This is a genomic window from Arthrobacter agilis (genome assembly GCF_006494655.1).
Taxonomy (GTDB): domain Bacteria; phylum Actinomycetota; class Actinomycetes; order Actinomycetales; family Micrococcaceae; genus Arthrobacter_D; species Arthrobacter_D agilis.
In genome coordinates this window covers 34,812-58,243 of record NZ_VHIM01000009.1, presented here as the reverse complement: position 1 = coordinate 58,243, position 23,432 = coordinate 34,812, and the positions used below count along the sequence as shown (strand labels likewise).

20 protein-coding genes and 1 pseudogene are annotated in these 23,432 nt (G+C 69.4%); 12 read left to right on the top strand and 9 right to left on the bottom strand.

Annotation, left to right across the window (positions count from 1 at the left end):
- Positions 1–102 precede the first annotated feature (102 nt).
- Positions 103–1,596 (bottom strand): glyceraldehyde-3-phosphate dehydrogenase, encoded by a 1,494-nt coding sequence (locus FJV46_RS13630; RefSeq protein ID WP_256940803.1) that lies wholly within the window; start codon positions 1,594–1,596, stop codon positions 103–105.
- 211 nt (positions 1,597–1,807) lie between these two features.
- Between FJV46_RS13630 and FJV46_RS13625 the strand changes: the two genes are divergently transcribed.
- Positions 1,808–2,425 carry a mycothiol-dependent nitroreductase Rv2466c family protein gene (locus FJV46_RS13625; protein ID WP_087026526.1) on the top strand — a complete coding sequence of 206 codons (618 nt, stop codon included), beginning with the start codon at positions 1,808–1,810 and terminating at the stop codon, positions 2,423–2,425.
- Between the two features lie 73 nt (positions 2,426–2,498).
- Here the strand turns inward: FJV46_RS13625 and valS are convergent, their stop codons facing one another.
- The 3 genes from valS to FJV46_RS13610 form a co-directional block, all read right to left on the bottom strand.
- On the bottom strand, positions 2,499–5,123 hold the full coding sequence (gene valS / locus FJV46_RS13620) for a valine--tRNA ligase (protein WP_087026523.1): 2,625 nt from the start codon (positions 5,121–5,123) through the stop codon (positions 2,499–2,501).
- 92 nt (positions 5,124–5,215) lie between these two features.
- Entirely contained in the window at positions 5,216–6,547 is a 1,332-nt protein-coding gene (locus FJV46_RS13615) for a DUF2254 domain-containing protein (RefSeq protein WP_232008395.1), read from the bottom strand.
- Positions 6,548–6,668: 121 nt separating this feature from the next.
- Positions 6,669–7,268: a class I SAM-dependent methyltransferase gene (locus FJV46_RS13610; protein WP_232008685.1), complete on the bottom strand. Its 600-nt coding sequence runs from the start codon at positions 7,266–7,268 to the stop codon at positions 6,669–6,671.
- Positions 7,269–7,434: 166 nt separating this feature from the next.
- Here FJV46_RS13610 and FJV46_RS15780 point away from each other — a divergent pair.
- The 4 genes and pseudogenes from FJV46_RS15780 to FJV46_RS13595 all read left to right on the top strand — a co-directional run.
- Positions 7,435–8,091, top strand: a pseudogene (locus FJV46_RS15780) (FAD-dependent oxidoreductase); the annotation flags it as partial.
- 61 nt (positions 8,092–8,152) lie between these two features.
- Complete coding sequence (locus FJV46_RS15425; protein WP_204840880.1) at positions 8,153–8,863, top strand: oxidoreductase dimerization domain-containing protein; 711 nt, start codon at positions 8,153–8,155, stop codon at positions 8,861–8,863.
- A 172-nt stretch (positions 8,864–9,035) separates the two neighbouring features.
- Positions 9,036–9,827 carry an SDR family oxidoreductase gene (locus FJV46_RS13600; RefSeq protein WP_087026517.1) on the top strand — a complete coding sequence of 264 codons (792 nt, stop codon included), beginning with the start codon at positions 9,036–9,038 and terminating at the stop codon, positions 9,825–9,827.
- Between the two features lie 25 nt (positions 9,828–9,852).
- Entirely contained in the window at positions 9,853–10,737 is an 885-nt protein-coding gene (locus FJV46_RS13595) for a diacylglycerol/lipid kinase family protein (protein WP_158250111.1), read from the top strand.
- Here FJV46_RS13595 and FJV46_RS13590 read toward each other — a convergent pair.
- Positions 10,697–12,037 carry a cytochrome P450 gene (locus FJV46_RS13590; RefSeq protein ID WP_087026511.1) on the bottom strand — a complete coding sequence of 447 codons (1,341 nt, stop codon included), beginning with the start codon at positions 12,035–12,037 and terminating at the stop codon, positions 10,697–10,699. The two genes, FJV46_RS13595 and FJV46_RS13590, sit on opposite strands and share 41 nt — an antisense overlap.
- A 412-nt stretch (positions 12,038–12,449) precedes the next feature.
- Between FJV46_RS13590 and ileS the strand changes: the two genes are divergently transcribed.
- The 6 genes from ileS (at position 12,450) to FJV46_RS13560 (ending at position 19,569) form a co-directional block, all read left to right on the top strand.
- Entirely contained in the window at positions 12,450–15,755 is a 3,306-nt protein-coding gene (gene ileS / locus FJV46_RS13585) for an isoleucine--tRNA ligase (RefSeq protein WP_087026508.1), read from the top strand.
- A complete protein-coding gene (locus FJV46_RS13580) occupies positions 15,748–17,157 on the top strand; it encodes a bifunctional folylpolyglutamate synthase/dihydrofolate synthase (RefSeq protein WP_087026505.1) in 1,410 nt (469 codons plus the stop codon). Before ileS ends, FJV46_RS13580 begins: the two co-directional genes overlap by 8 nt.
- 7 nt (positions 17,158–17,164) lie before the next feature.
- Positions 17,165–17,614 (top strand): DUF4233 domain-containing protein, encoded by a 450-nt coding sequence (locus FJV46_RS13575; RefSeq protein WP_232008394.1) that lies wholly within the window; start codon positions 17,165–17,167, stop codon positions 17,612–17,614.
- Between the two features lie 60 nt (positions 17,615–17,674).
- Positions 17,675–18,091, top strand: coding sequence for a nucleoside-diphosphate kinase (gene ndk / locus FJV46_RS13570; protein WP_087026503.1), 417 nt, complete (start codon positions 17,675–17,677; stop codon positions 18,089–18,091).
- 73 nt (positions 18,092–18,164) lie between these two features.
- Positions 18,165–19,130: an aldo/keto reductase gene (locus tag FJV46_RS13565; protein WP_087026500.1), complete on the top strand. Its 966-nt coding sequence runs from the start codon at positions 18,165–18,167 to the stop codon at positions 19,128–19,130.
- 112 nt (positions 19,131–19,242) lie between these two features.
- Complete coding sequence (locus FJV46_RS13560; RefSeq protein WP_087026497.1) at positions 19,243–19,569, top strand: DUF1905 domain-containing protein; 327 nt, start codon at positions 19,243–19,245, stop codon at positions 19,567–19,569.
- A gap of 63 nt (positions 19,570–19,632) precedes the next feature.
- On the opposite strand, the gene FJV46_RS13555 is transcribed toward FJV46_RS13560, so the two are convergent.
- From FJV46_RS13555 to FJV46_RS13545, 3 genes are all read right to left on the bottom strand, one after another.
- On the bottom strand, positions 19,633–20,460 hold the full coding sequence (locus tag FJV46_RS13555) for an EamA family transporter (protein ID WP_087026494.1): 828 nt from the start codon (positions 20,458–20,460) through the stop codon (positions 19,633–19,635).
- A gap of 183 nt (positions 20,461–20,643) precedes the next feature.
- Entirely contained in the window at positions 20,644–21,384 is a 741-nt protein-coding gene (locus FJV46_RS13550) for a B3/B4 domain-containing protein (protein ID WP_087026491.1), read from the bottom strand.
- On the bottom strand, positions 21,381–21,983 hold the full coding sequence (locus FJV46_RS13545) for a helix-turn-helix domain-containing protein (RefSeq protein ID WP_087026767.1): 603 nt from the start codon (positions 21,981–21,983) through the stop codon (positions 21,381–21,383). The genes FJV46_RS13550 and FJV46_RS13545 overlap by 4 nt, the downstream gene beginning before the upstream one ends.
- Positions 21,984–22,241: 258 nt before the next feature.
- On the opposite strand from FJV46_RS13545, the gene FJV46_RS13540 reads away from it, so the two are divergent.
- Positions 22,242–22,835 (top strand): hypothetical protein, encoded by a 594-nt coding sequence (locus FJV46_RS13540; protein ID WP_087026488.1) that lies wholly within the window; start codon positions 22,242–22,244, stop codon positions 22,833–22,835.
- Between the two features lie 233 nt (positions 22,836–23,068).
- Here FJV46_RS13540 and FJV46_RS13535 read toward each other — a convergent pair whose 3' ends face one another.
- On the bottom strand, positions 23,069–23,332 hold the full coding sequence (locus tag FJV46_RS13535) for a hypothetical protein (protein ID WP_126130597.1): 264 nt from the start codon (positions 23,330–23,332) through the stop codon (positions 23,069–23,071).
- Positions 23,333–23,432 lie beyond the last annotated feature (100 nt).

Below are 23,432 nucleotides of genomic sequence, written 5' to 3'. Positions count from 1 at the left end.
ATCGTGGTCGGGCCCTTCGTGCGTCCGGCCGCACCCGTGCCGTTCCGGGCCCCTGACGGCCGGTGAGTGCCGGTGCCGAGCAGTTGGGGAGCCCGGTGATGGTCAGACGCCGGCCGCGACCCCGGCGTCCCTCGCCTCGGTTGCGACCGTGGCGGCCGTGGGGAACGACGGCGGATGGACGGCCGCCATCTCCTCCAGAACGCGCACCACCTGGCAGCTGTAGCCGAACTCGTTGTCGTACCAGACGTAGAGCACGAGGTAGGTGCCGTCGGCGATGGTCGCGAGCCCGTCGACGATTCCCGCGCGTCGTGAACCGACGAAGTCCGTCGAGACCACTTCGGGGCTGTCGATGTAGTCGACCTGCTTCCGCATGCCGGAGTGCAGGGACATCTCACGCAGGTAGGTGTTGACCTCCTCCTTCGTGGTCCCCTGCTGCAGCGTGAGGTTGAGGATCGCGATGGATACGTCCGGAGTGGGCACGCGGATGGAACTGCCGGTCAGCTTGCCCGCCAGCTCGGGCAGCGCCTTGGCCACTGCCGTCGCCGCGCCGGTCTCCGTGAGCACCATGTTCAGGGCGGCGGAGCGGCCCCGCCGGTCACCGCGGTGGAAGTTGTCGATGAGATTCTGGTCGTTCGTGAAGGAGTGCACCGTCTCCACATGCCCATGGACCACGCCGAAGCGGTCATTGACGGCCTTCAGCACCGGGGTGATCGCGTTCGTGGTGCAGGAGGCCGCGGTGATGATGCGGTCCGTGTCCTCGATGGCTGCCTGGTTGATGCCGTGGACGATGTTCTTGAGGTCGCCCTTGCCGGGCGCCGTCAGCAGGACCTTCGCGACGCCGGTACTGCGCAGATGCTGGGAGAGACCATCGGCGTCGCGCCACCGGCCGGTGTTGTCGACAATGATCGCGTCCTGGATCCCGTAGGCGGTGTAGTCGATCGACGCCGGATCGTCCGAGTAGATGACCTGGATCCTGATGCCGTTGGCCGTGATCGTGTTGGTCGCTTCGTCGACCTGGATGGTGCCCTCGAAGGACCCGTGGACCGAGTCGCGGCGGAGCAGGCTGGCCCGCTTGGCGAGGTCGTTGTCCGAGCCTCGGCGCACGACGACGGCGCGGAGTCGCAGGCCATGACCGCCTCCGGCCTTCTCGATGAGCAGCCGTGCCACGAGCCGGCCGATCCTGCCGAAGCCGTAGAGGACCACATCGGTGCTGGTGCGCTCGTCGCGCCCGCCCTGCCCGACGATCCCGGCGAGTTCCGCGCGGACGAACTCCTCGAGGCTGCGGCCGTCGTCGCATCTGTCGTAGGCGAGGCGGAGCCGGCCGAGATCGATGGCTGCGGCGCCGAGGTCCAATTCGGTGAGGAGGCGCAGCAGGGGGGCGGTGTCCTCGAGGCGGAGTTCCTCGGTGGTGATGCGGCGCGCGAAGCGGTGGGCCTTGAGGATGTTCATCGCAGACTTGTTGATGAGGCTCCGCCCGTGGATGCTCGTCACCACGTTGTTCCTGCGGTAGAGGTGGCCGATCAGCGGGATCATGGCCTCCGCGAGCTCTTCCCGGTGAAGCCAGGCCTCGTGGTTCTCGGTGCGGTCGTGCGGCAAGAGGGCGCCCCTTCCTGCATCGGGTTGCCCGATGCGGCTGAATCCAGTCGGAGGTGACGCAGGGAGAGCGCCAGGCATCGTCGACTGGTCGTGTCCCTTCATTAGACCGCCTCGGCGTGCGCTGCACCAATCCGGGCGGAATAGCGGACGGACGCGGCGGGTTGCACCGGAAAAGGCCTGCTGGCCTTCCCCACGTCTGAAGGAGTACTGCATGAGCGAGTCCGCTGCCCCCGAAATGGCTGATTTCTGGTTCGATCCCCTCTGCCCCTTCGCGTGGATCACTTCACGCTGGATCGGCGAGGTGGAGCAGGTACGCAATATCTCGGTGGACTGGCACGTCATGAGCCTGTCCGTCCTCAACGAGGGGCGCGATCTGCCGGAGGAGTACCAGGAGACCATGCTGAAGGGCTGGGGTCCCGTCCGGGTGATCATCGCGGCGCGCGAGCTCCACGGCGAGGAGTACGTCAAGAAGCTCTACGACGCGATGGGCACGCGCATCCACATCGGACAGAACAAGGACTTCGACGTCGTCATCCGCGAGTCGCTCGACGAGGTGGGCCTGCCGGCGGACCTCGCCCGATACGCGCACACGGACGAGTACGACCGCCAGCTGCGTGCTTCCCACCAGGACGGCATCGACCGCGTGGGTGACGAGGTCGGCACCCCGGTGGTGGCGTTCAACGGCACCGCGTTCTTCGGGCCCGTGCTCACGAAGATCCCGCGGGGCGAGGCCGCCGGCCGGATCTTCGACGGAGCCGTCCTGATGTCCGAGTTCCCCGAGTTCTACGAGCTCAAGCGCTCGCGCACCTCGAGCCCCTCGTTCGACTGACTCCGCTCGCCTGAACCACAGAGGGACCCGCCGTTCATCGACCGGCGGGTCCCTTTGTGGTTGCGTGCGGTTGCTACTCCGCCGGCTGCGGCACCAGCTCGACGTCGGAGACCGCCAGGGTTCCCTCGCCCTCGGCGAGGCGGAGGTTCCGCGCATTGCCTGCGGCGAGCAGGTCGGCGAGGCCCGCGCGCACCTGCTCCACCTGCACCGCCGGAGCGGTGACGACGGCGGTCTCGACCTCGGTGCGTTGCTTCACCTTGGCTTCCGACTTGGCCTTGCGGATACCGCCCAGCGCTAGCGCCACCGAGGTGAGGATCCCGGCGTCTGCCGTCTCCGGGAGGTCGCGGAGGGCGTCAGCCGACGGCCACGCGGCCTGGTGCACCGAACCCTCACGCCACCAACTCCACACCTCTTCCGTCGCGAAGGGCAGGAACGGCGCGAAGAGGCGCAGGAGGGCGTCGAGCGTCGTCGCCAGCGCGGTCTGCACAGACTGGGTGCCGGCGTCGCCCGCATCCCCGTAGGCCCGGTCCTTGACGAGCTCCACGTAGTCGTCCGTGAAGGTCCAGAAGAACGATTCCGTGAGCTGCAGGGCCCGGGCGTAGTCGTACTTGCCGAACGCGGCGGTCGCCTGCTCCGTGACGGTGCGCAGCTGCGCGAGCAGGGAGAGGTCGAGGGCGTTCGAGATGCGGTCGAGCGACCCCGCACCGATGGACGCCTCCGTCACCCCGAGGTTCAGCACGAACTTCGAGGCGTTCAGGAGCTTGATCGCGAGCCGTCGGCCGATCTTCATCTGGTTGATCTCGTAGGCCGTGTCGGCACCGAGCTTCGCCGAGGCTGCCCAGTACCGCACGGCATCCGCACCGAACTGCTCGAGGACGTCAGTGGGGACCACCACGTTGCCCTTGGACTTGGACATCTTCTTGCGGTCGGGGTCCAGGATCCAGCCCGAGAGCGCAGCGTGCTTCCACGGCACGGAATCCTGCAGCGCGTCGGCGCGCACGGCGGTGGAGAAGAGCCAGGTCCTGATGATGTCGTGACCCTGGGGGCGCAGATCGAAGGGGAAGACCTTCCCGAAGAGGTCCTCGTCCCGCGCCCAGCCGCCCACGATCTGCGGTGTGAGGGAGGACGTGGCCCAGGTGTCCAGGACGTCGCTGTCACCGATGAAGCCGTGGGGCTGGTTCCGCGCCGACTCCTCGAAGCCCGGTGCGGGTTCGGCCGCGGGATCGACGGGCAGGGCGTCCATCGACGGCACGATCGGCGCGTCGTACTCGGGCTCGCCGTCGGCGTCGAGCCGGTACCACACCGGTACCGGGACGCCGAAGAAGCGCTGGCGGGACACCAGCCAGTCGCCGTTGAGTCCCTCGATCCAGTTCTCGTAGCGTGAGCGCATGAAGGCCGGGTGGAACTCGATCTCGCGCCCGCGCTCGATGAGGGCCTCCCGCCTGCCGGCGTCGCGCCCGCCGTTGCGGATGTACCACTGGCGGCTGGTCACGACCTCGAGGGGCTTGTCGCCCTTCTCGTAGAAGTTGACCGGGTGGGTGATCTTCTTCGGCTCCCCGTCGAGGTCGCCGCTCTCCCGGAGCATCGCGACCACGGCTTCCTTCGCGCTGAAGATGGTCTTGCCGGCCACCTGCGCGTAGCTCTCCCGTGCCCGCTCGGTGGCGATCCATTCGGGTGTCTCGGACCGGACGCGTCCGTCGCGGCCCACGACGGCGCGTGTGGGCAGCTGGAGTTCGCGCCACCAGGTCACATCGGTGAGGTCCCCGAAGGTGCAGATCATCGCGATACCGCTGCCCTTGTCGGGCTTGGCGAGCGGGTGCGCCTTGATCTCCACCTCGACGTCGAACAGGGGGGAGGTCACGGTGGTGCCGAACAGCGGCTTGTACCGCTCGTCGTCGGGGTGGGCGACGAGGGCCACGCACGCGGGCAGGAGTTCGGGCCGCGTGGTCTCGATGTGGATCTGCGAGCCATCGGGCGCGTGGAAGGCGATCCGGTGGTACGCGCCGGGCTGCCCGCGGTCCTCCAGCTCGGCCTGTGCGACGGCGGTCCGGAACGTCACGTCCCAGAGGGTCGGCGCCTCGGCCAGATATGCGTCGCCGGCCGTGAGGTTCTCCAGGAACGCTCGCTGCGACACCGAGCGTGACGTGTCGTCGATGGTCCGGTAGGTGAGGTCCCAGTCCACGGAGAGCCCCAGCGTGCTGAAGAGGTTCTCGAAGACCAGCTCGTCCTCGACCGCCAGCTCCTCGCAGAGCTCGATGAAGTTCCGGCGGGAGACGGCGTCGAAGTCCCGCTGGTTCTTGGCGGGCTCGCCGGGTGGGCGGTACCCGGCGTCGTAGGGGACGGAGGGGTCGCAGCGGACACCGTAGTAGTTCTGGACGCGGCGCTCGGTCGGCAGGCCGTTGTCGTCCCAGCCCATGGGGTAGAAGACGTTGGCACCGTTCATGCGCTTGAAGCGCGCCATCACGTCGGTCTGCGTGTAGGAGAACATGTGTCCCACATGGAGCGACCCGGACGCCGTGGGCGGCGGGGTGTCGATCGAGTAGACGTCCGCGCGCGTGGTGTCGCGGCGGAAGGCGTAGGTGCCGTCCTCACGCCACTGGCGGGACAGCCTCTCCTCGAGGCCCTCGAGGGCGGGTTTGTCGGGAACGGAAACGGTCTGGGAGGAGGGCGTGTCTGTGCCCTGGGTCGTATCGGCCATGACCCCATTGTTCCCTACCCGCGGAAGCTCGCGGTCCGCGCCGCCGGCCGACCGGACACCGGTGGCAGCGGACCGTGGACCCGGCCCGACGGTCAGGCGTGTGTCTGCTCGAGCTCGTCGATCGTGTCGAGGAGCTGGGCACGGATGCTGTCCTCCAGATCCGATGCCTCGATGGCGGCCCGGCATCGACGCGCCTGCCGGAGGAGCGCGGGCCGGAGGTCGTCCATGGAGTCGGGGGACGCGGTCGTGAAGACTTCCTCCAGGATCTGCAGGGTGCGTGCTGCCGTCCGGGGATCGGAGAACGCGTAGGTGAGGACCTGGTCCATGGCGAGATCGAGGAGTTGGGTCGCTGTGGGGTAGGTCAGGACCACCCGGGGCCGTCCGTCGTCGTCCTGCAGTGTCTCGGGCCCCGTGCTGCGCCTGCCCACGGCGCACAGGACGGCGGAGACGTGGCTGAGTGCGTGCACGGCGGTCGTGGGATCGTTGACGCCGGGGGAGAGCGCCTTGTTCGTGACGTCGAGCAGCTGCTGGAGCCCGAAGGCCACGTCCTGCGTCGAGGTCCGCTCGAAGCCGATCCGTGCGGCGTCGTTGAGGTCCCCCTGGAGACCGGCGAGGCGGGATGCCTCGAGTGGCGAGCCGTCCAGCGCCCAGGCGCGGGCGAAGGGCATGCCGTACACCAGGGAGTCGCCGGGGATGGAATCGACCATCACGAAGGCGTCCGCCTTCTTCGCCGCGGCGAGAACGGTGCCCCGACCGATCCCGAGGAGGAATCCCGAGGTGTCGATCGTGATCGTCGCTCCCGGTGACACCGGGGGCTGCGTCCTGCCTGCCGGGCGCCGGTCGCGGGGGAAGATGCGATCGAGGGTGTGGTCGCTCGCGCGGTGGACGTCGCGGAGCATGGTCTCGACGCGGATCTGCCGCGCGAGGTGGGCGAGGAACAGGACGAGTCCGACGACACTCGCGAGCGTCAGGAGGAACGCGAGGGTCACCGCGAGTTCGGGGACGAACCCGGAGCCGGCGCTCGTCTCGACGCGGATGCTGCGGAGCACCGTCAGCGCGTAGGAGAAGGTCGCGAGGAACAACGCCAGGGTGTTGTGGACGAACCGGTCGCTGGTGAAGGTCCGGAGGAGTCGTGGTGAGAACTGGCTGCTGGCGAGCTGCAGCGTGACGACCGTGAGGGAGAAGGTCAGGGACGTCACCGTGATCATGGAGCTGGCGATCGTCTCCAGCAGCGAACGGCCCGCCTCCGGTCCGCCGCCGAACAGAAAACCCGAGACCAGGGGTGACAGCTTGCCGTCGATGATGTGGTCGAGGAACGGCATGAACTGCCCGAGGGCGACGGCGAGCACGACGGCGATCAGCGGCACCGGCCACAGCTGCGTCCGGAGGGAATCGCGCAGTGACTCGCGGTCCAGTTTCTTCATGGGTGAGCCGTCCTCTCCTGGCCTCGGGGCCACGTCGCTCGCCAGCCTACTGGCTGCGCGGGGGCCGAGGAGCGCTCCCGTCTCCGGGGCGTGTCGGCCCCACTGACGTGTCGGCGGTGGGTCAGGGGCGTCGTCCGGTCCTGACCTGCAGATGGTCACCGCGCGCGGAGGCCGTCCGGACAGCGACGCAGTCCCGCTCCACGCCCCGCCAGGGTGCCGCGGTGATGTCTGCGCCTCCCCACCGGCAGGCGAGGCGCGCGAGCGGCCCGAAGACGGCGAACGCACCCTGCGGCTCCTGCATGTCCACGACGGACAGCGTTCCTGCCGGGCGGACGAGGTGCTTCATCCGTTCCCAGGCGTGCTCCCACCCGGGCATGAGCGAGAGGGCGTAGGTCGCGAGGGCGGCGTCGCTCGACCCCCGTCCGCCCCTGGCCCGGACCGCCTCGCGTACTTTCTCGACGGAAAGGGTCGTCGCGTCTCCTTCGATCAGGATGACGTTCGACCAGCCTCGGCGCTCCGCCTTCCGGCGGGCACGGGCGAGCATCTGCGGGCTCCTGTCGATGCCCACGATCCACCCGGTGGGTCCGACAGCCCGCTGCAGGAGGCCGAAGTTGAGCCCCGTCCCGCAGCCGACGTCGAGGACCTGGGCGCCCTCCGCGAGGTCGAGATCGCGGACGGCGAGGAGACGGCCGGCGCGGTAGACGGGAAACTCCCCGGACAGTGCGTCGTAGAAGGGTGCGAAGCGGTTGTACTTCTCGGCGATGGTCCTACCTCCGTAGGTTCGATGGAGAGTTGGGTGGACAGTTGGGTGGAGAACTGGTGGGGTCGGCCGGCAACCAGCCTAGGCGTCCGCCATCGGGTCCGGTTCGGCCGTGGAAAGGTGCAGCATGAAGAGTTCCCAAAACATCATCGACCTCCTCGTCGTGGGCGGGGGGACTGCAGGGATCGTCGGTGCGCGCACGGCAGCGCGGCTCGGCGCGCGGACGGTCCTCGTCGAGCGCTCGCGGACGGGTGGTGACTGCCTGTGGACGGGATGCGTGCCCTCGAAGACCCTCCTGTCCGCGGCGGCCGGCCGGCGCGTGCACGACGAGACCGACGAGGACTACTTCCGCACCGTGCGGACCAGGATCACCGCCGCCATCACCACCATCGAACCGGATGACGCGCCGGAGACACTCGAAGCCGCCGGAGTGGAGGTGAGATCCGGGAGGCTGCGCTTCACCGCATCCGGCACCGCCGAGCTCGACGGCGTCACCGTCCGCTTCCGGCAGGCCCTCGTGGCCACGGGCAGCGAACCGTTCCTCCCGGAGATTCCCGGTCTCGGCGACGCCCGGTACGTCACGTCCGAGACCATCTGGGACCTGGCGGAGCTGCCGTCGCGGCTCGTGATCATCGGGGGTGGACCGATCGCCTGCGAGATCGGGCAGGCCTTCGGCCGGCTCGGCAGCCGCGTGACCATGCTGGTGCGCTCGGAGATCCTCCCGAAGGAGGACCGGGAGGCAGCGGCGATCGTCCGGGAGAGTCTGCGCCACGACGGCGTGACCATCCTGGAGCAGACCGGCACGTCGAGGGTCGAGGTCGATACGGCGGCGGTCGGCAGGGTGCGTGGCGGATGTGCGGGTCCATGCCTCCGACGGCTCGCTGCACCCCGCGGACGTGATCCTGGTGGCGGCCGGCAGGAATCCCCGGACGGAAGGCCTCGGACTCGAGAAGGTCGGCGTCGACCTCGACGGGCACGGGTCCGTGATCGTCGACGCGGCGATGCGGACGTCCGCCCCGACGGTCTGGGCCGCCGGGGACGTCACGCAGCATCCCCACTTCACCCACGTTGCGGGGTTCCATGCGAGCACCGCCGCCTCCAACGCCGTCCTCGGGGTACGCCGCGCCGTCCCCGGGACCATTCCCCGGGTCACCTACACCTCACCCGAGGTGGCCGCCGTGGGACCGACCACGGCCGTAGGGCGGGGGACGCGCATCTCCACGGTCCGCCACGCCGAAAGCGACCGCGCCATCACGGAGGGCCAGGAACCCGGTTTCTCGCGCCTGGTCATCGGACGGGGCGGGCGGATCCTGGGTGGGACGATCGTGGGCCCGCGCGCGGGGGAGTCGCTCGGCGAACTCACGCTGGCGGTCAGGCAAAAGCTGACCACGCGCGACCTCGCAGGTGTCATCCACGCCTATCCCACGTACAACGACAGCCTCTGGAACGCCGCCATTCAGGACGCCGGGGCAACGCTGGACAAGGCCTGGGTGAAGGCGGTCATGTCCGGGCTCGTCCGGTTCACGCGCCGACGCGTCGACCGGGCCTCCCGCTGAGAGCCGACCTGCCGGGCCCGTCGTCGGCGTCGTCCACGGCGGCCCGGGTCACCGGCAGGGCCGTGACCCGGAGTCCGCCCCATCGCCGCAGGGGCACCGGCGGGGCGCTCAGGGGCCGCGACCGCCGTATCGGCACCCTACGCAGCCTCGCGTGCCTCGCTACAGTGGCCCCATGACTTCCTCCCAGCCGCCGCTCGGTGCGCCCGCAGATCCCGCCCCCTCCGCCCTCCGCGCCGTCGTCACCGGAGCCAGCTCCGGTATCGGCGCAGCGACCGTCCGCGCCCTGCGCAGCAGCGGGTGGGAGGTGATCGCCGCGGCGCGTCGCGCCGACCGGCTGCAGGCGCTCGCCGACGAGACCGGCGCCGTCCCCATGACCCTCGATGTGACGAGCCAGGAGTCCGTGGACGCCTTCGCCGCCGAGGTCTCCGCTGCCGGTCCTGTCCATGCCCTCGTCAACAACGCCGGGGGTGCTTTCGGTGCCGACCCCGTGGCCGATGCGGTGACGAAGGACTGGGAGTGGATGTACAACGTGAATGTCCTCGGGAGCATGCGGATGACCAGGGCGCTCCTCCCGGCACTCCGTGACGGCGGGCAGGGCAGCATCCTGTTCCTCACCTCGACGGCGGCCCTCGCGGCGTACGAGGGCGGCGCCGGGTACTGCGGCGTCAAGGCCGCCCAGCAGTCGATGGCCCGTTCGCTGCGCCTCGAGGAAGCGGAGCACAACATCCGGGTCGTCGAGGTGTCGCCGGGCATGGTGCACACGGAGGAGTTCTCACTGAACCGGCTCGGCGGCGATCAGGACGCGGCGGACAGCGTCTACAACGGCGTACCGTTCCCGCTCACGGCCGAGGACGTCGCCGACGCCGTGGCGTTCACGCTTAACGCGCCACATCACGTGAACATCGATCAGCTGGTGCTGCGACCCCTGGCGCAGGCAGCCAATCACAAGGTCCTGCGCCGCTGACGCTCCCATGCCCAGCCTGACCTCAGTGCCGGTTCTCCTGCTGGTCAACCCGACCGCCGGGAGGGGCAGGGCGGACCGCCGTGCCCCTGCTGTCGAGCGCGCCCTCCTTCGCAGCTGTGCCGAGGTGTCGGTGGTCCGGACGGCGAGTCCCGCCGAGGCCACCGCCTACGCGCGGAACGCTCCGAGCGGCAGCGTCGTCGTCGCGCTCGGCGGTGACGGGTTCCTCGGCGCCGTGGCGGCCGGTACAAGGGTGTCCGGTGCTCTCCTGGTGCCCCTGGCGGGCGGGCGCGGGAATGACACCGTCCGCCGCCTCGGGGTTCCCCTCGACCCGGTGCGCGCCGTCCGCGCGATGCCAACGTGGGAGGTTCGGACCGTCGACGTCGGGCTGGTCGGCGGACGTCCGTTCCTCGGTGTCGCGCATGTCGGCTTCGATGCCGTCGCCAACGAGTACGGCAACGCCACCCGGTGGAACCTCGGACCGCTCGTCTACCTGTACGGCGGGATCCGTGCCTTCCGCGCCTGGCGCGAGGTCACCTTCACGGTGACGGTCGACGGGCAGGAACGGCGCGTGACCGGCTGGTTCGTGGCGGTCGGCAACGGCGGCCGGTACGGCGGCGGACTTCGGATCTGTCCGGGTGCGGAGATCGACGACGGACTCCTCGACGTGGTGGCCCTCGGACGGTCCTCGATCGCGAACGTCGTCATTACCTTCCTGCTCTCCTACGGGGGACGTCACCTCGACCGGCCCGGGATCACCGTCGAGCGCGGCACGAGCGTGGAGATCGCGGCCGACCGGCCCCTCAACGCGTACGCGGACGGGGAGCTGGTGGGACCGCTTCCCGTGACCGTTGTCGTCGAGCCGTCCTCGCTCAGGATGCTGCTGCCGCCCGGGGAGCCACCCCGAGCGTGACGGAGTAGTTGTCGAGGGTCCCGGGCAGCGGCCGCCCGGGGTCGAGGTCCTGGCCCGCCGCGACCGTGAAGTCGGTGTCGCTGACCAGCGTGGCCAGGGCCGCGCTCGTGACGAGCAGGACCAGGTGCCTGCCCGGGCACACCACGGGACCGTCGCTGAAGGGCACGAGGGGCCATCCGTCGTCCTCCTGAGTCAGCCACCGCTCGGGAGCGAAGGCGTGGGCGTTCGCCAGGTTCCGCTCGTCGCGGTGGAAGTACGGTGCGTACACGAGGACGCCGCACCTGTCCGGCATGAGACCTGCCGGCCACTCGACGGGCGCCGTCGTCTGACGCAGGATCATCGGCGTCGTCGGCCACAGGCGCAGGGTCTCGAGGACGGCCGCGCGCAGGTAGGGGAGGACGCGGCGCCCCGTCGTGTCGCCGTCGGCCTCGGTACGCGCGGCGGCCATCGCCCCGGGATGGGAGGCGAGGACCGTCAGGGTTCGGAACACCGCCATCCCCGCAGGGTCGAAGGCGAACAGCCACTGGGGTACCTGCTGCACCGGATCCACGCCGTCCGCTGTCGGGGCCGCCGCCATGACGGAGGCGAGACTCCCGGGCTCCGCGCGTGCGAGCTCCTCGCCGATGCGCTGCAGCAGGCGCCGTCGCGTCGCCTTCCGCACCGGCTTCAGGAATGCCCAGTTGCCGTCCTTCCTCAGCCGGATGATCAGGGCGGTCAGCTCTGTGTCATCACGCGCGTGATCGCCGAACACGACACGGCGCACCACCCGGTACCACGCGTCGAGGAAGTCCCCCCAGGGGAGGGAACCGGTGGAGGTGGCAGAGGCCAGCAGGGACCCCATCTCCTCCTCGACCACCGGGACGAACCGGTCGGCCAGATGATGGACGGGGCTGTCGGTGTCGAGGACCTGCTCCTGCAGCGCCCTGCGGACGGTCCGTTCCGGGCCGCGCGTGATGAGCACGTTGTGGGGCTGGAAGTGGGAGAGTGCGGCGCGCTTCTCGCTGCTGGCCGGAGAGAACGGGTCCGGCGACTGCGCCAGGACGGTGTGGACGTCGCCGGGCGCCAGGACCACGGCCTGCCGTCGGATCGGCACCCTCAGCATCAGCGGGCCGTCCGGGTACTTCCCATGGATGGCGCGCACGAGGTCGACGGACTTCGTGTCGAGGTCCAGCCGTGCCGCCAGTCCGACGGCCCACGGGCGCCTGATGATGGGACCTTTGGCGATGGTGGGAAGGAAGACTCCCAGCAGCAGGCGGGCCGTATCGAGCGCGGATGCGGTGGGAAGAGCCTTGGTCGGCATGCGGGTGTCCATCCTGTTGCTGTCGGGTGCCGTCCCCAGCCTGCCAACTGCGCCCCGTTCCGACAACGTCTTTCCGCACCGCGCCCTGCGCGCGGTGGCCTTTCGACAAGCAATTCGGCCCCGGGCTAGACTTGGCACACCAGCTTCGACCCGGCCATCACCGGTGAGCTTCCGGAAGAAAGGCCGCCTCCCCGGCGGCCCGTAGAACCGGACGGGACGGCCCGTCACAGCCTGAACGAGCGGCGGCCCCGGCTGCGAGTGACGTGATCAGCGGCACCGCGGACGACGGCGGCAAGTGAGGTGGTACCGCGGGTCCCGGATCCTCGCGGCCGGTCAGGCAACCGGCGGCGGGCCGATCGGGGTCCCGTCCTCACGGCAGGACTCCTGCTCCACCTACGCCGCCGTCCACAGAATGAGACCCATGCCGCAGATCTACCCCAAAGCCGTGTCCCCCGACGAGACGGGCGCACCTTCAGCGCACGGCCCGTCCCCGCGCTTCCCCGAGCTCGAGGAGCGCGTGCTGCGCTACTGGCAGCAGGACGGTACCTTCCAGGCCTCGATCGACGCCCGAGACGCCGGCGTGGACGGCTCCAACGAGTTCGTGTTCTACGACGGGCCTCCCTTCGCCAACGGCCTCCCGCACTACGGGCACCTCCTCACGGGCTACGCGAAGGACCTCGTGGGCCGGTACCAGACCCAGCGCGGGCACCGCGTGGAGCGGCGGTTCGGGTGGGACACGCACGGGCTGCCCGCCGAACTCGAGGCGATGAAGCAGCTCGGCATGACGGACAAGCAGCAGATCGTGTCGATGGGTATCGACAACTTCAACGACGCCGCCCGCGCGTCCGTCATGAAGTACGCGGGGGAGTGGCGGGACTACGTGACGCGCCAGGCCCGCTGGGTGGACTTCGACAACGACTACAAGACGCTCAACCCCGAGTACATGGAGTCCGTCCTCTGGGCGTTCAAGACGCTGCACCAGAAGGGCCTCACCTACAACGGTTACCGTGTGCTGCCGTACTGCTGGAACGACGAGACGCCGCTGTCCAACCACGAACTCCGCATGGATGAGGACGTATACCAGGACCGCCAGGACCAGACCGTCACGGTGACCTTCCCGCTCCTCGCCGATGACTCCCAGCTGTCGAAGGACCTCGCCGGCGTGCAGGCCCTCGCCTGGACCACCACGCCCTGGACGCTGCCCACCAACGCTGCGCTCGCCGTCGGACCCGACATCACCTACGTCGTCGTGGACGCCGAACGTGACGGGAAGGCGGGCCGCTACCTGATCGCCGAGGACCTCCTCGGCTCCTATGCGAAAGACCTCGGCTTCGCCGACGCCGCCGCTGCCCGCGAGGCCATCACCTCCCGGCACGTCGGGGCCGAGCTGGCGGGACTCACCTACGAGCCGCTGTGGGACTATCTCGCCGACCCGGAGGAGGGCGGGTACCGCAACGCGTTCCGCATCCTCGTGGCCGATTACGTCACGACGACAGACGGCACCGGGCTCGTGCACCAGGCGCCCGCCTACGGCGAGGAGGACCAGAAGGTCTGCGAGGACGCCGGCATCCAGGTGATCCTCTCGGTCGACGAGGGCGCGAAGTTCCTGCCCATGTTCGGGCGCGGTCCGCTGTCCGAGATCGTGGGGCTGCAGGTCTTCGAGGCCAACCGGCACATCACGCGCGTGCTGAAGTCCGAGGGACGGCTCGTCCGGCAGGCCAGCTACGTGCACAGCTACCCGCACTGCTGGCGCTGCCGCAACCCCCTGATCTACCGCGCCGTGTCCTCCTGGTACGTCGAGGTCACCAAGATCCGCGACCGGATGGTGGAGCTCAACCAGGACATCACCTGGATCCCGGGGAACGTCAAGGACGGCCAGTTCGGCACGTGGCTCTCCAACGCGCGCGACTGGTCCATCAGCCGCAACCGCTTCTGGGGCAGCCCCATCCCCGTGTGGCAGTCCGATGATCCCGAGTACCCGCGCACCGACGTCTACGGGTCGCTCGCCGAGCTGCAGGCCGATTTCGGCCGGCTGCCGCTGAACAAGCAGGGTGAGGTGGATCTCCACCGCCCCTTCATCGACGAGCTGACGCGCCCGAACCCGGATGACCCCACAGGAAAGTCCACCATGCGCCGCGTCGAGGACGTGCTGGACGTCTGGTTCGACTCCGGCTCCATGCCCTACGGCCAGGTGCACTACCCGTTCGAGAACGAGCAGTGGTTCGACACGCACAATCCTGCCGACTTCATCGTCGAGTACATCGGCCAGACGCGCGGCTGGTTCTACATGCTGCACATCCTGTCCACGGCGCTGTTCGACCGCCCGGCGTTCCGGAACGTGATCAGCCACGGGATCGTGCTCGGCTCCGACGGGCAGAAGATGTCCAAGAGCCTGCGCAACTACCCGGACGTCTCCGAGGTCTTCGACCGCGATGGTTCTGATGCGATGCGCTGGTTCCTCATGGCCTCGCCGATACTCCGTGGCGGCAATCTCGTGGTGACGGAGCAGGGCATCCGCGACGGCGTGCGCCAGGTCATCCTGCCTCTCTGGAACGTGTGGCACTTCTTCAGCCTGTACACCAACGCGGCGAACGGCGGGCAGGGCTACGAGGCGAAGACCGTGACGGCCGACGCCGCCGCCCAGCTCAGCGAGCCGATCGACCGCTACATCCTGGCGAACACCGGCAACCTGGTCCGTGACCTGACGGCGTCCCTCGACGCCTTCACCATCAGCGATGCCTGCGAGTCGCTGCGCCGCTACCTCGACACGCTCACCAACTGGTACGTGCGCCGCAGCCGCCAGCGGTTCTTCGAGGAGGACAGCGACGCGTTCGACGTCCTCTACACCTGCCTGGAGGCGGTCTGCCGGGCCGCGGCGCCCCTGCTGCCGCTCGTCACCGAGGAGATCTGGCGCGGAGTGACCGGTGGGCGGTCGGTACACCTCACCGACTGGCCGGACACGGCGTCGTTCCCTGCGGCTCCGGACCTCGTGGAGCAGATGGACCGGACGCGCCAGGTGTGCTCCGTCGGCTCGAGCCTGCGCAAGGCCGCGAACCTCCGCGTGCGCCTGCCGTTGCGTGAACTGACGGTCGTCGCACCCGGTGCCCGCACCCTCTCCGGCCAGTACTCGTCGATCATCGCCGACGAACTGAACCTGAAGGGTGTGCGGCTCGTCGACTCCGCCGATGCGGAGCCCGCCGAGTTCGGGATCTCGCAGCGGCTCGTCGTCAACGCGCGCGCTGCCGGGCCGCGCCTCGGGAAGAACGTCCAGACCGTGATCAAGGCCGCCAAGTCAGGCGACTGGGCGGTGCACGACGACGGCGGCGTGATCGCGGGCGGGCTCGCCCTCGAGCCGCACGAGTACACGCTCGACACCGTGGTGGAGGGCAACGATGCGACGTCGAAGGCGGTCACCGTGCTTCCGGGCGGGGGATTCCTCGTCCTCGACACCGAGGTCACGGAGGAGCTGGCGGCGGAGGGGACGGCACGCGACGCGATCCGTGCCATCCAGCAGGCGCGGCGTGACGCGGCCCTCGACATCAGCGACCGCATCACCACCAGGATCGCCGTGGCGCCGGAGCACGTACGGGCCCTCGAGGCGAACGCGGCCCTCATCCGGGCCGAGACACTCACCACCGACCTCCGGATCGTCGCGGACGAAGCCTCGGGCGCCGAATTCAGCATCTCCGTCGGGAAGCAGGAGCAGGACCATGAGTGACACGAGCGAGACGGGCGGCACGCCGGCCGACGCGACCAGCAACGGATTCGGGGCCGACGGCTTCTCCGTGGAGAGCGTCTACGCGGACCTGCTGAGCCGCGCGCCCGAGAACAGGATGGAGCCGCGCATGGCGCCGCTGCACCGGGTCATGGAGATCCTAGGGGAGCCGAACAAGGCCTTCCCGATCATCCACATCACCGGGACCAACGGCAAGACGTCGACGGCGCGGATGATCGAGAGCATCCTGCTGGCGCACGATCTCCGGACCGGACGGTTCACAAGCCCGCACCTGTCCCGCGTCACCGAGCGCATCAGCATCGACGGCGTGCCCGTGAGCGACGCGACATTCGTCCGCGTGTGGGACGAGATCAAGCCCTACCTCGACATCGTCGACGGCGAACTGCTTGTCGCAGGGGAACCGCGCCTGACGTACTTCGAGTGCGTCACCATCCTCGCGTTCGCGATCTTCGCCGACGAGCCGATCGACGTCGGCGTGATCGAGGTGGGGCTGGGCGGCATCACCGACGCCACCAACGTGGGGAACGGCCAGGTAGCCGTGGTCACCCCGATCTCCCTCGACCACACCGAGCTGCTCGGCGACACGGTGGAGGACATCGCGCTCGAGAAGGCCGGGATCATCAAGCCCGGGGCCTTCCTGGTCAGTGCCATCCAGCCGCGGGACGCCGCGCAGACCCTGCTCGAGCGCGCCCGCGAGGTCGGGGCGGAGTTCCGCTTCGAGGGCGTCGAGTTCGGGGTCGAATCGCGGACGGTCGCCGTCGGCGGGCAGGTCGTGTCCCTCACGGGCCTCGCCGGCCGGTACGGCGAGCTGCTGGTGCCGCTGCACGGCGAGCACCAGGCCGAGAACGCTGCCGTCGCGGTCGCCGCCGTCGAGGCTTTCCTCGGGGGAGGGGACCGGGAGCTGGACACGACGCTCGTGCGCAACGGCCTCCGTGCCGTCACCTCGCCCGGCCGCCTCGAGGTCGTGCGTACCGCGCCGAGCATCATCGTCGACGCAGCGCACAATCCGGCCGGTGCCCGCGCCGCGGCGAAGGGCATCAAGGAGGCCTTCGACTTCTCCCGCCTCGTCCTCGTGATCGGGGTGCTGCAGGACAAGGACGCCGACGGGATGCTCGCGGAACTCCACGAGGAGCTCGGCGGGATCCTCGAGGACGTGTGCCTCACCCAGTCCACGTCACCGCGCTCCGTCCCGGCCGCGGATCTGCTGCAGGCGGCCCTGTCCGCCGGGTTCGCCGAGGAGAACATCACCATCCTCCCGGCGCTCGACGACGCCCTGGAGTGGGCCGTCATGAAGGCCGAGGAGAACAACGACCTTGCGGGCGGCATCCTCGTGACCGGCTCGATCGCCGTGGTCGGCGAGACCCGCACGCTCCTAGGGAAGTAGGCGACGCATGGCACGACGCATGACCAAAGCGCAGCGCGAGTGGCGGCCGGGCATGCCGAAGAAGCGGCGATCCACCAGGATCATGTTCGCCTCGACGGTGCTGCTGCTCGAGGCGTTCGTGGTGTTCTTCGCGACGCTCGCGGTCTTCGGATTGCGTCGCGACGAGATCTCGCCGGCCGTCATCCTGACCTCTGGCCTGATCCTCGGCGTCGTCCTCATCCTGACGTGCGCGGTCCTGACGAAGCGGTGGGGCATCGCCCTGGGCTGGGTCCTGCAACTCGTCATCATCGCCGGGGGTCTCCTCGAACCTACGATGTTCGTCGTCGGCCTCGCTTTCGCGCTCACCTGGTTCTACGGCCTCCGGCAGGGGGCACGGGTGGACCGCGAGAACGTGGAGCGGGACCGGCTCCAGGCCGAGTGGGAAAGGGCCAACCCCGAGGAAGGGCCCGCCGTTTAGTAGAGTCGTTTGTGATACCCGCGCCACCGTCCCGTGGCGCCCCTACCTTCTAGGAGAACCATGAGCACCGAGCGCACCCTTGTCCTCGTCAAGCCCGACGGCGTGGCCCGCGGCCTGACCGGCACCATCCTGTCCCGTATCGAGGCGAAGGGCTACACGATCGCCGAGCTGAAGCAGGTGCACGCGTCGCGTGAGCTGCTCGAGGAGCACTACGCCGAGCACGTGGGCAAGCCGTTCTTCGAACCGCTCGTCGAGTTCATGCTGAGCGGTCCCATCGTGGCTGCCGTGTTCGAGGGCCAGCGCGTCATCGAGGGCTTCCGCTCCCTCGCGGGCGCCACCGAGCCCACCGCCGCAGCACCGGGCACCATCCGCGGGGACCTCGGCCGTGACTGGGGTGTCAAGGTCCAGCAGAACCTCGTGCACGGCTCCGACTCGGCAGAGTCCGCCCAGCGCGAGATCGGTATCTGGTTCGCCTGACACGCGCGGTCGTCCGCTCGCTTCGTTGCCCCGGGTTCTGTGCCCGGGGCAACTGCTTTGGTAGGTTGAACCCATGATGACCTATCGCAGACTGGGTACCTCCGGGCTCAGCGTTTCCACCGTCGGGCTCGGCTGCAACAATCTGGGCAGGGCCGGTACGGCCTCCGAGTCCCAGGAGGGGACCGACGCCGTCGTCCGCGCGGCCATCGACGCGGGGATCACCCTGTTCGACGTCGCCGACATGTACGGCAGGGAACCGGGCGTCAGCGAGGCGCAGCTGGGGAAGGCACTCGGCTCCCGGCGAGACGACGTGGTACTCGCCACCAAGTTCGGCCTGGACATGGGTGGCGTCAACGGGCCCGACTGGAACGCCCGGGGATCCCGGCGCTACATCATCCGCGCAGCCGAGGCCTCCCTGCGACGCCTCGGCACGGACTGGATCGACCTGTACCAGTACCACGCCCCCGACACCCTGACGCCGATCGATGAGACCCTCGCGGCCCTCGACGACCTCGTCACGAGCGGCAAGGTCCGGTACCTCGGCCACTCCAACTTCGCGGGCTGGCAGATCGCCGAGGCGGAGTTCACAGCTCGCGACGGCGGCTACACGCCGTTCATCTCCGCGCAGAACCCCTACAACCTGCTCGATCGGCGCCTCGAGCGTGAGGTGGTGCCGGCCGTCGAGGCCTACGGGCTCGGTGTGCTGCCCTACTTCCCGCTCGCCAACGGGCTCCTGACCGGCAAGTACCGGCGCAACGAGGTGCCTGAGGGCAGCCGGCTCACGCACTCGCGCCAGAATGTGCTGGAGACCGCGGACTGGGATCAATTGGAGGCGTACTCGGCCTTCGCCGCCGGGCGCGGTGTCAGCGAGGTCCAGGTCGCCTTCTCCTGGCTCGCCGCCCAGCCGTCCGTCGGCTCCGTGATCGCGGGTGCCACGACGCCGGAGCAGGTCCGGCAGAACGCGGCGGCCGCGGACTGGACGCCGAGCGAGGAGGACCTCGCCGAGCTCGACAGCATCTTCCCCGCACCGGCAGCGTGAGAGCGCCGTCCTCGACCCGGTAACGGCGGAGGATGAGCCTGGCGAGCGGGCGGCTGTCCTCGGGCGATCCAGGTGCTTGACGCTTCGATGCGGGACCGGGACCCTGTCCGGTATGGAACAGACGTTCAGCGCGGTGGTGTTCGAGTGGAGGGGGCCGGCCCCGTACTACTGGCTGATCGTGCCTGAGGACGTCTGCGACGATGTCCGTGTTGAGGCCCCGCGCGCGACCTACGGCTGGGGCGCCATCCCCGTCTCCGTCCGTATCGGAGCGACGGAATGGGAGACGTCGATGCTGCCCTATCGAGGAGGCTACGTGCTCCCGGTGAAAGCGATGGTGCGCCGGCAGGAACACATCAGCGAAGGACAATCGGTTGCGGTAGCGCTCAAGGTGACGCCGCGCGGTGGTCGGGCCGCCAACGGGACCGGCTCGACGACGTGACCCGCACCGTGTTCGGGGACGAAGCGGGCCAGGCCGGGACCGGAGTCGGAGGGCTACCTCGGACTACGCGCGGCTGTCCATCTGTCCGACGCTTTGCTGGTCGCGGTCGCCGTGGCGTTGCGCGGCCGCGCCGGCGAGGACGACGAGCAGGATGCCGACAACCTGACCGGCCGACGGTTGCTGATGCAGGATCAGCAACCCCAGCAGGACGCCGAGCGCGGGCTCCACGGCCATCAGGGTCCCGAACGCCGTCGGGGTCATGCGACGCAGGGCGAGCAGCTCGAGCGCGAACGGCAGGACAGGCAGCAGGATGGCCAGTCCGGCCGCGGCGGCGAGAATTGCGGGGGTGATGTGTCCTGCAGCCTGCGGTATTCCGACGATCGCTGCGGTGCCGGCCGCGATGGGAACGGTGAGTGAGAGCGTCCCAATCCCGGTGAAACGATCACCGATCCGCTGCGTGAGCACGATGTAGGCCGCCCAGGCCAGAGCGGCAAGGCCGGCACAGCTGACACCGGCAGCATCGAAGTCGCTGTGCCAGGGCTCGGTGAGCAGTACGACTCCGAGCAGCGCGACAACGGGCCAGATGAGTGCCCGCCCTCCGCGGCCGCGAAGCGCGGCGACGGTCAATGGGCCGAGGAACTCGATGGCGACGGCCGTCCCGAGCGGGATGCGCTCGATCGCAGCCAGGAAGGCGACGGACATCAGGCCTGTCGCGATACCGAGGCCCAGCAGGGTCGGTACATCGCTTCGGCGAACGGACCGCAGGGGCGGCCGGACCAGTGCCAGGAGAATGAGGGCGCCCACGCTCAGTCTCAGCCACCCGGTTCCGGCGGGGCCCACGGCTGCGATCAGGTCCAGCGACAGCGCCGATCCGAGCTGGATCGACAGCATTGCGGTGACAGCCAGCCCCCATGCCGGCACCTGAAGAGCCGGACCGCGCCGCCCGTGGGAGGAGACGGCGGCCGTCAATGCCCGTCTCCCGGGACGGACCGACAGCTCCGGATCGCGCGGTCAGCGTGGACGGACAACCGGCGGCTGTGTCGCGCTGCTGCCTCGTGCGGGTGGACGGTCACGTCAGGTCCCCCCGGAAGGGGTGGCCCCAGCGGCGATCACGCGGGTGGCGATGCCGACACCGGAGCCGAGGGTCAGGAGCTGTGTGGCGAGGTCATCAGCGGCGGCGCGCAGGGCCATGTCACTCATGGGGGCCAGCGCATCGAGGATGAACAGCGCGCTGGACGTGCCCTCCCGCAGCTGGGTGCGCCGCCCCTGGCGCCAGTTCCAGCGTCTGCAGGTTACTCCGGTGTCGTCGCACCAGACGACTTCGCCGGCCGTGGGGTAGTCGATCGCCGGAGCACCACCTGCGACAGTGTCGAAGGGCTCGGTCCCGACCGCCCGGACCAGCCTCGGCGCGCCGTCGTATCCGGCGAGATCCTCCCCGCCCAGCGGGACCTGGTGGAGAACCGAGATGGCGTTGTAGAGGTCCGTGAGACGGTTGATCCGGGGCAGCCCGGATGCGGCGCGGCGCATCAGCGCCTCCAAGCTGTTGCGCGTGCGCTGCGGCCTGGCGCCGAAGGACGCGTACGCGGACCGCCACGCGGCAATGTGCCCGAGCTCCTCCACGCTCCGGTCCGCGAGTGCCCGACGAGCCGATGCCTCTGCCGCCACCAGCAGCGCCTCGCTCCGCTCGGTGCTGGGGCCCGGCACAATGCCGTCGACGGCGAGCAGAACAGCGCGGTAGTCCGGCCGCAGTGCGAACACGTCGGCGTCGACCGTGCCGCAGTCGAGGAACTCCTGAAGCGCGCGAGGGCCGGTCATCGGGTGGGCTCCGGTCGGTGTCCGGATCCGACGCCCGGCTCAAAAACCGCGAGGGAGAATCGCGCCGGTTCGGTACCCGTATTGATGTAGGAGTGGGCGACGTCTCCCGGGAAGGTCAGCGCATCTCCGGTGTCAAGGGGTATCGACTGCCCCGCGGTCACCACGGTGATCGACCCGTGCTGGACCTGCAGCAGCTCCTTGGTCCCGGGGGAGTGCGCCTCACTGGCGTGCTGATCCCCGGGTCCCATCGTCCAGTCCCAGAGCTCCACCACGTCCGGCGATTCCGTGCCGGCCACCAGCGTCCCACGGCCGCCGAATTCCCCACTCCACAGTGCACGGCCCTCTCCCTTGCGGACGACCTCGAGCGTTCTCGGTTCGGGCGATTCGACCAGTGCCGGCAACCCGACGCCGAGTGCATCACTCATCCTCAACAGGGTGCCCACGCTGGGATTGGCGGCTCCCTGCTCCACATTGATGACCATCCGTCGGCTCACTCCGGCCGCCTCGGCCAGCCGATCGAGTGTCCACCCCCGCGCCTGCCGCTCCTGCCGAACCCGTGTACCGATCGCTGCCGCCAGGGCAGACGTACCTTCATCCATGAGTGCAGCATACTGCACTCATAGTGCAACGCCAGTCGGGAGGCTCCTCCGTCCTCCGGCCCGGCGTGTTCTCGGGTGGTGTACGGCCCACTCATGGATCCGACGGCGACGTCAGCTCCGCCTCACAGCATCGTGACAGGTTCGCAACAGCACCTGCATACCTTCCCGCACCAGAGTGTGAACCGGTCCGCCCCCCTGGACCGGACCCATGCGGGCCCATCATCTAGGCCGCCCAGCGGCACGTGAGGACGACACATCATGTTCACTCCCAGAAAGTTCGCACTCGGCGCGGGTGCAGCAGCAGTCGCCGCCGGACTCAGCTTCGGCGCCACTTCGATAGCGTCTGCGGCCAGTATCCCAGCACCGAGCGCCACACCCTCCGCCTCGGCCGAGGCTACGACCGGAGATGCCACCCCCGGTGATGATCTGCGCGGTGATGACCTGCACGGTGATCATCTGCACGGTGGCAGGGGTGGAGACGGTCACCGCGGAGGTATCGACGCAGGTGATCTCGCGACGGCGCTCGGCCTCGACAAGGCGACGGTCGGCGACGCACTCGAGGCGGCCGAGGACGCTGCGCGGGACGCCGTCGACACGGCCGACGGACAGAGGCCCGATCGCGCTGCGGTCGAAAGCGCCGTCGCCAGCTCCCTCGCCGAATCCCTGGACCTCGACGAAGCCACTGTCCGGTCCGCTGTGGAGGAGCTCGAGGCTGCGGGGCGGGGGGAGCGCTCCGCAGCCGTCCAGGAGAAGCTCGACGCCGCTGTGGCCGACGGAACCCTGACGCAGGCAGAAGCCGACGGCGCTGCCAAGGCAGTCGAACTCGGGCTCCTCGGCGGTGGGCGCCGATAGGAACCGGGACACCCGGAGGGGGCCCCGTCCTCCGTCGGGGCCCCGTCCCGGCGGAGGACAGGGGCGTACTCCTCTACTCCCCGGCACGACGCCCGAGCCGCTTCTGGCTGAGCCGATGCGGGCAGGGTCTACCTCGACACACGAGCACTTCCACCGGCGGGGAACGCCCGCAACACCATCCTCGACATCTGACACAGCTGTGACCAGACTGAGTCCTTCGACGTGCCGGTCGGTCAGTGCGCCAGGACCCCGATCAAAGACGTCACGAAGATGAAGACCCAGAAGAGGAGCGCGAGAAGACACGGGACAAGCGGGATCCAGTACAGCGCGTTCCTCCGGACGTGCATCACCGCCCAGCCCCCGACAACGATCGGTGTCGCGAGGAGGAGGGGCTCGCCCGTGAACGCCAGAAGCGCGAAGGCCAACACCAGCAGACCGAGGCTGATCATGGGTCCGCGCCACCGCGGCGGGTCGGGTGCGGAAGCTTCATCGGACATGGCTCTCCTCAATCTCGCTTCTCCCCGCAGGGCCCACTGCATCCGGTAGCCGATGACCGACGCGCACCGCCACGGGGTGCTTCACTGTACCGAGCGGTCG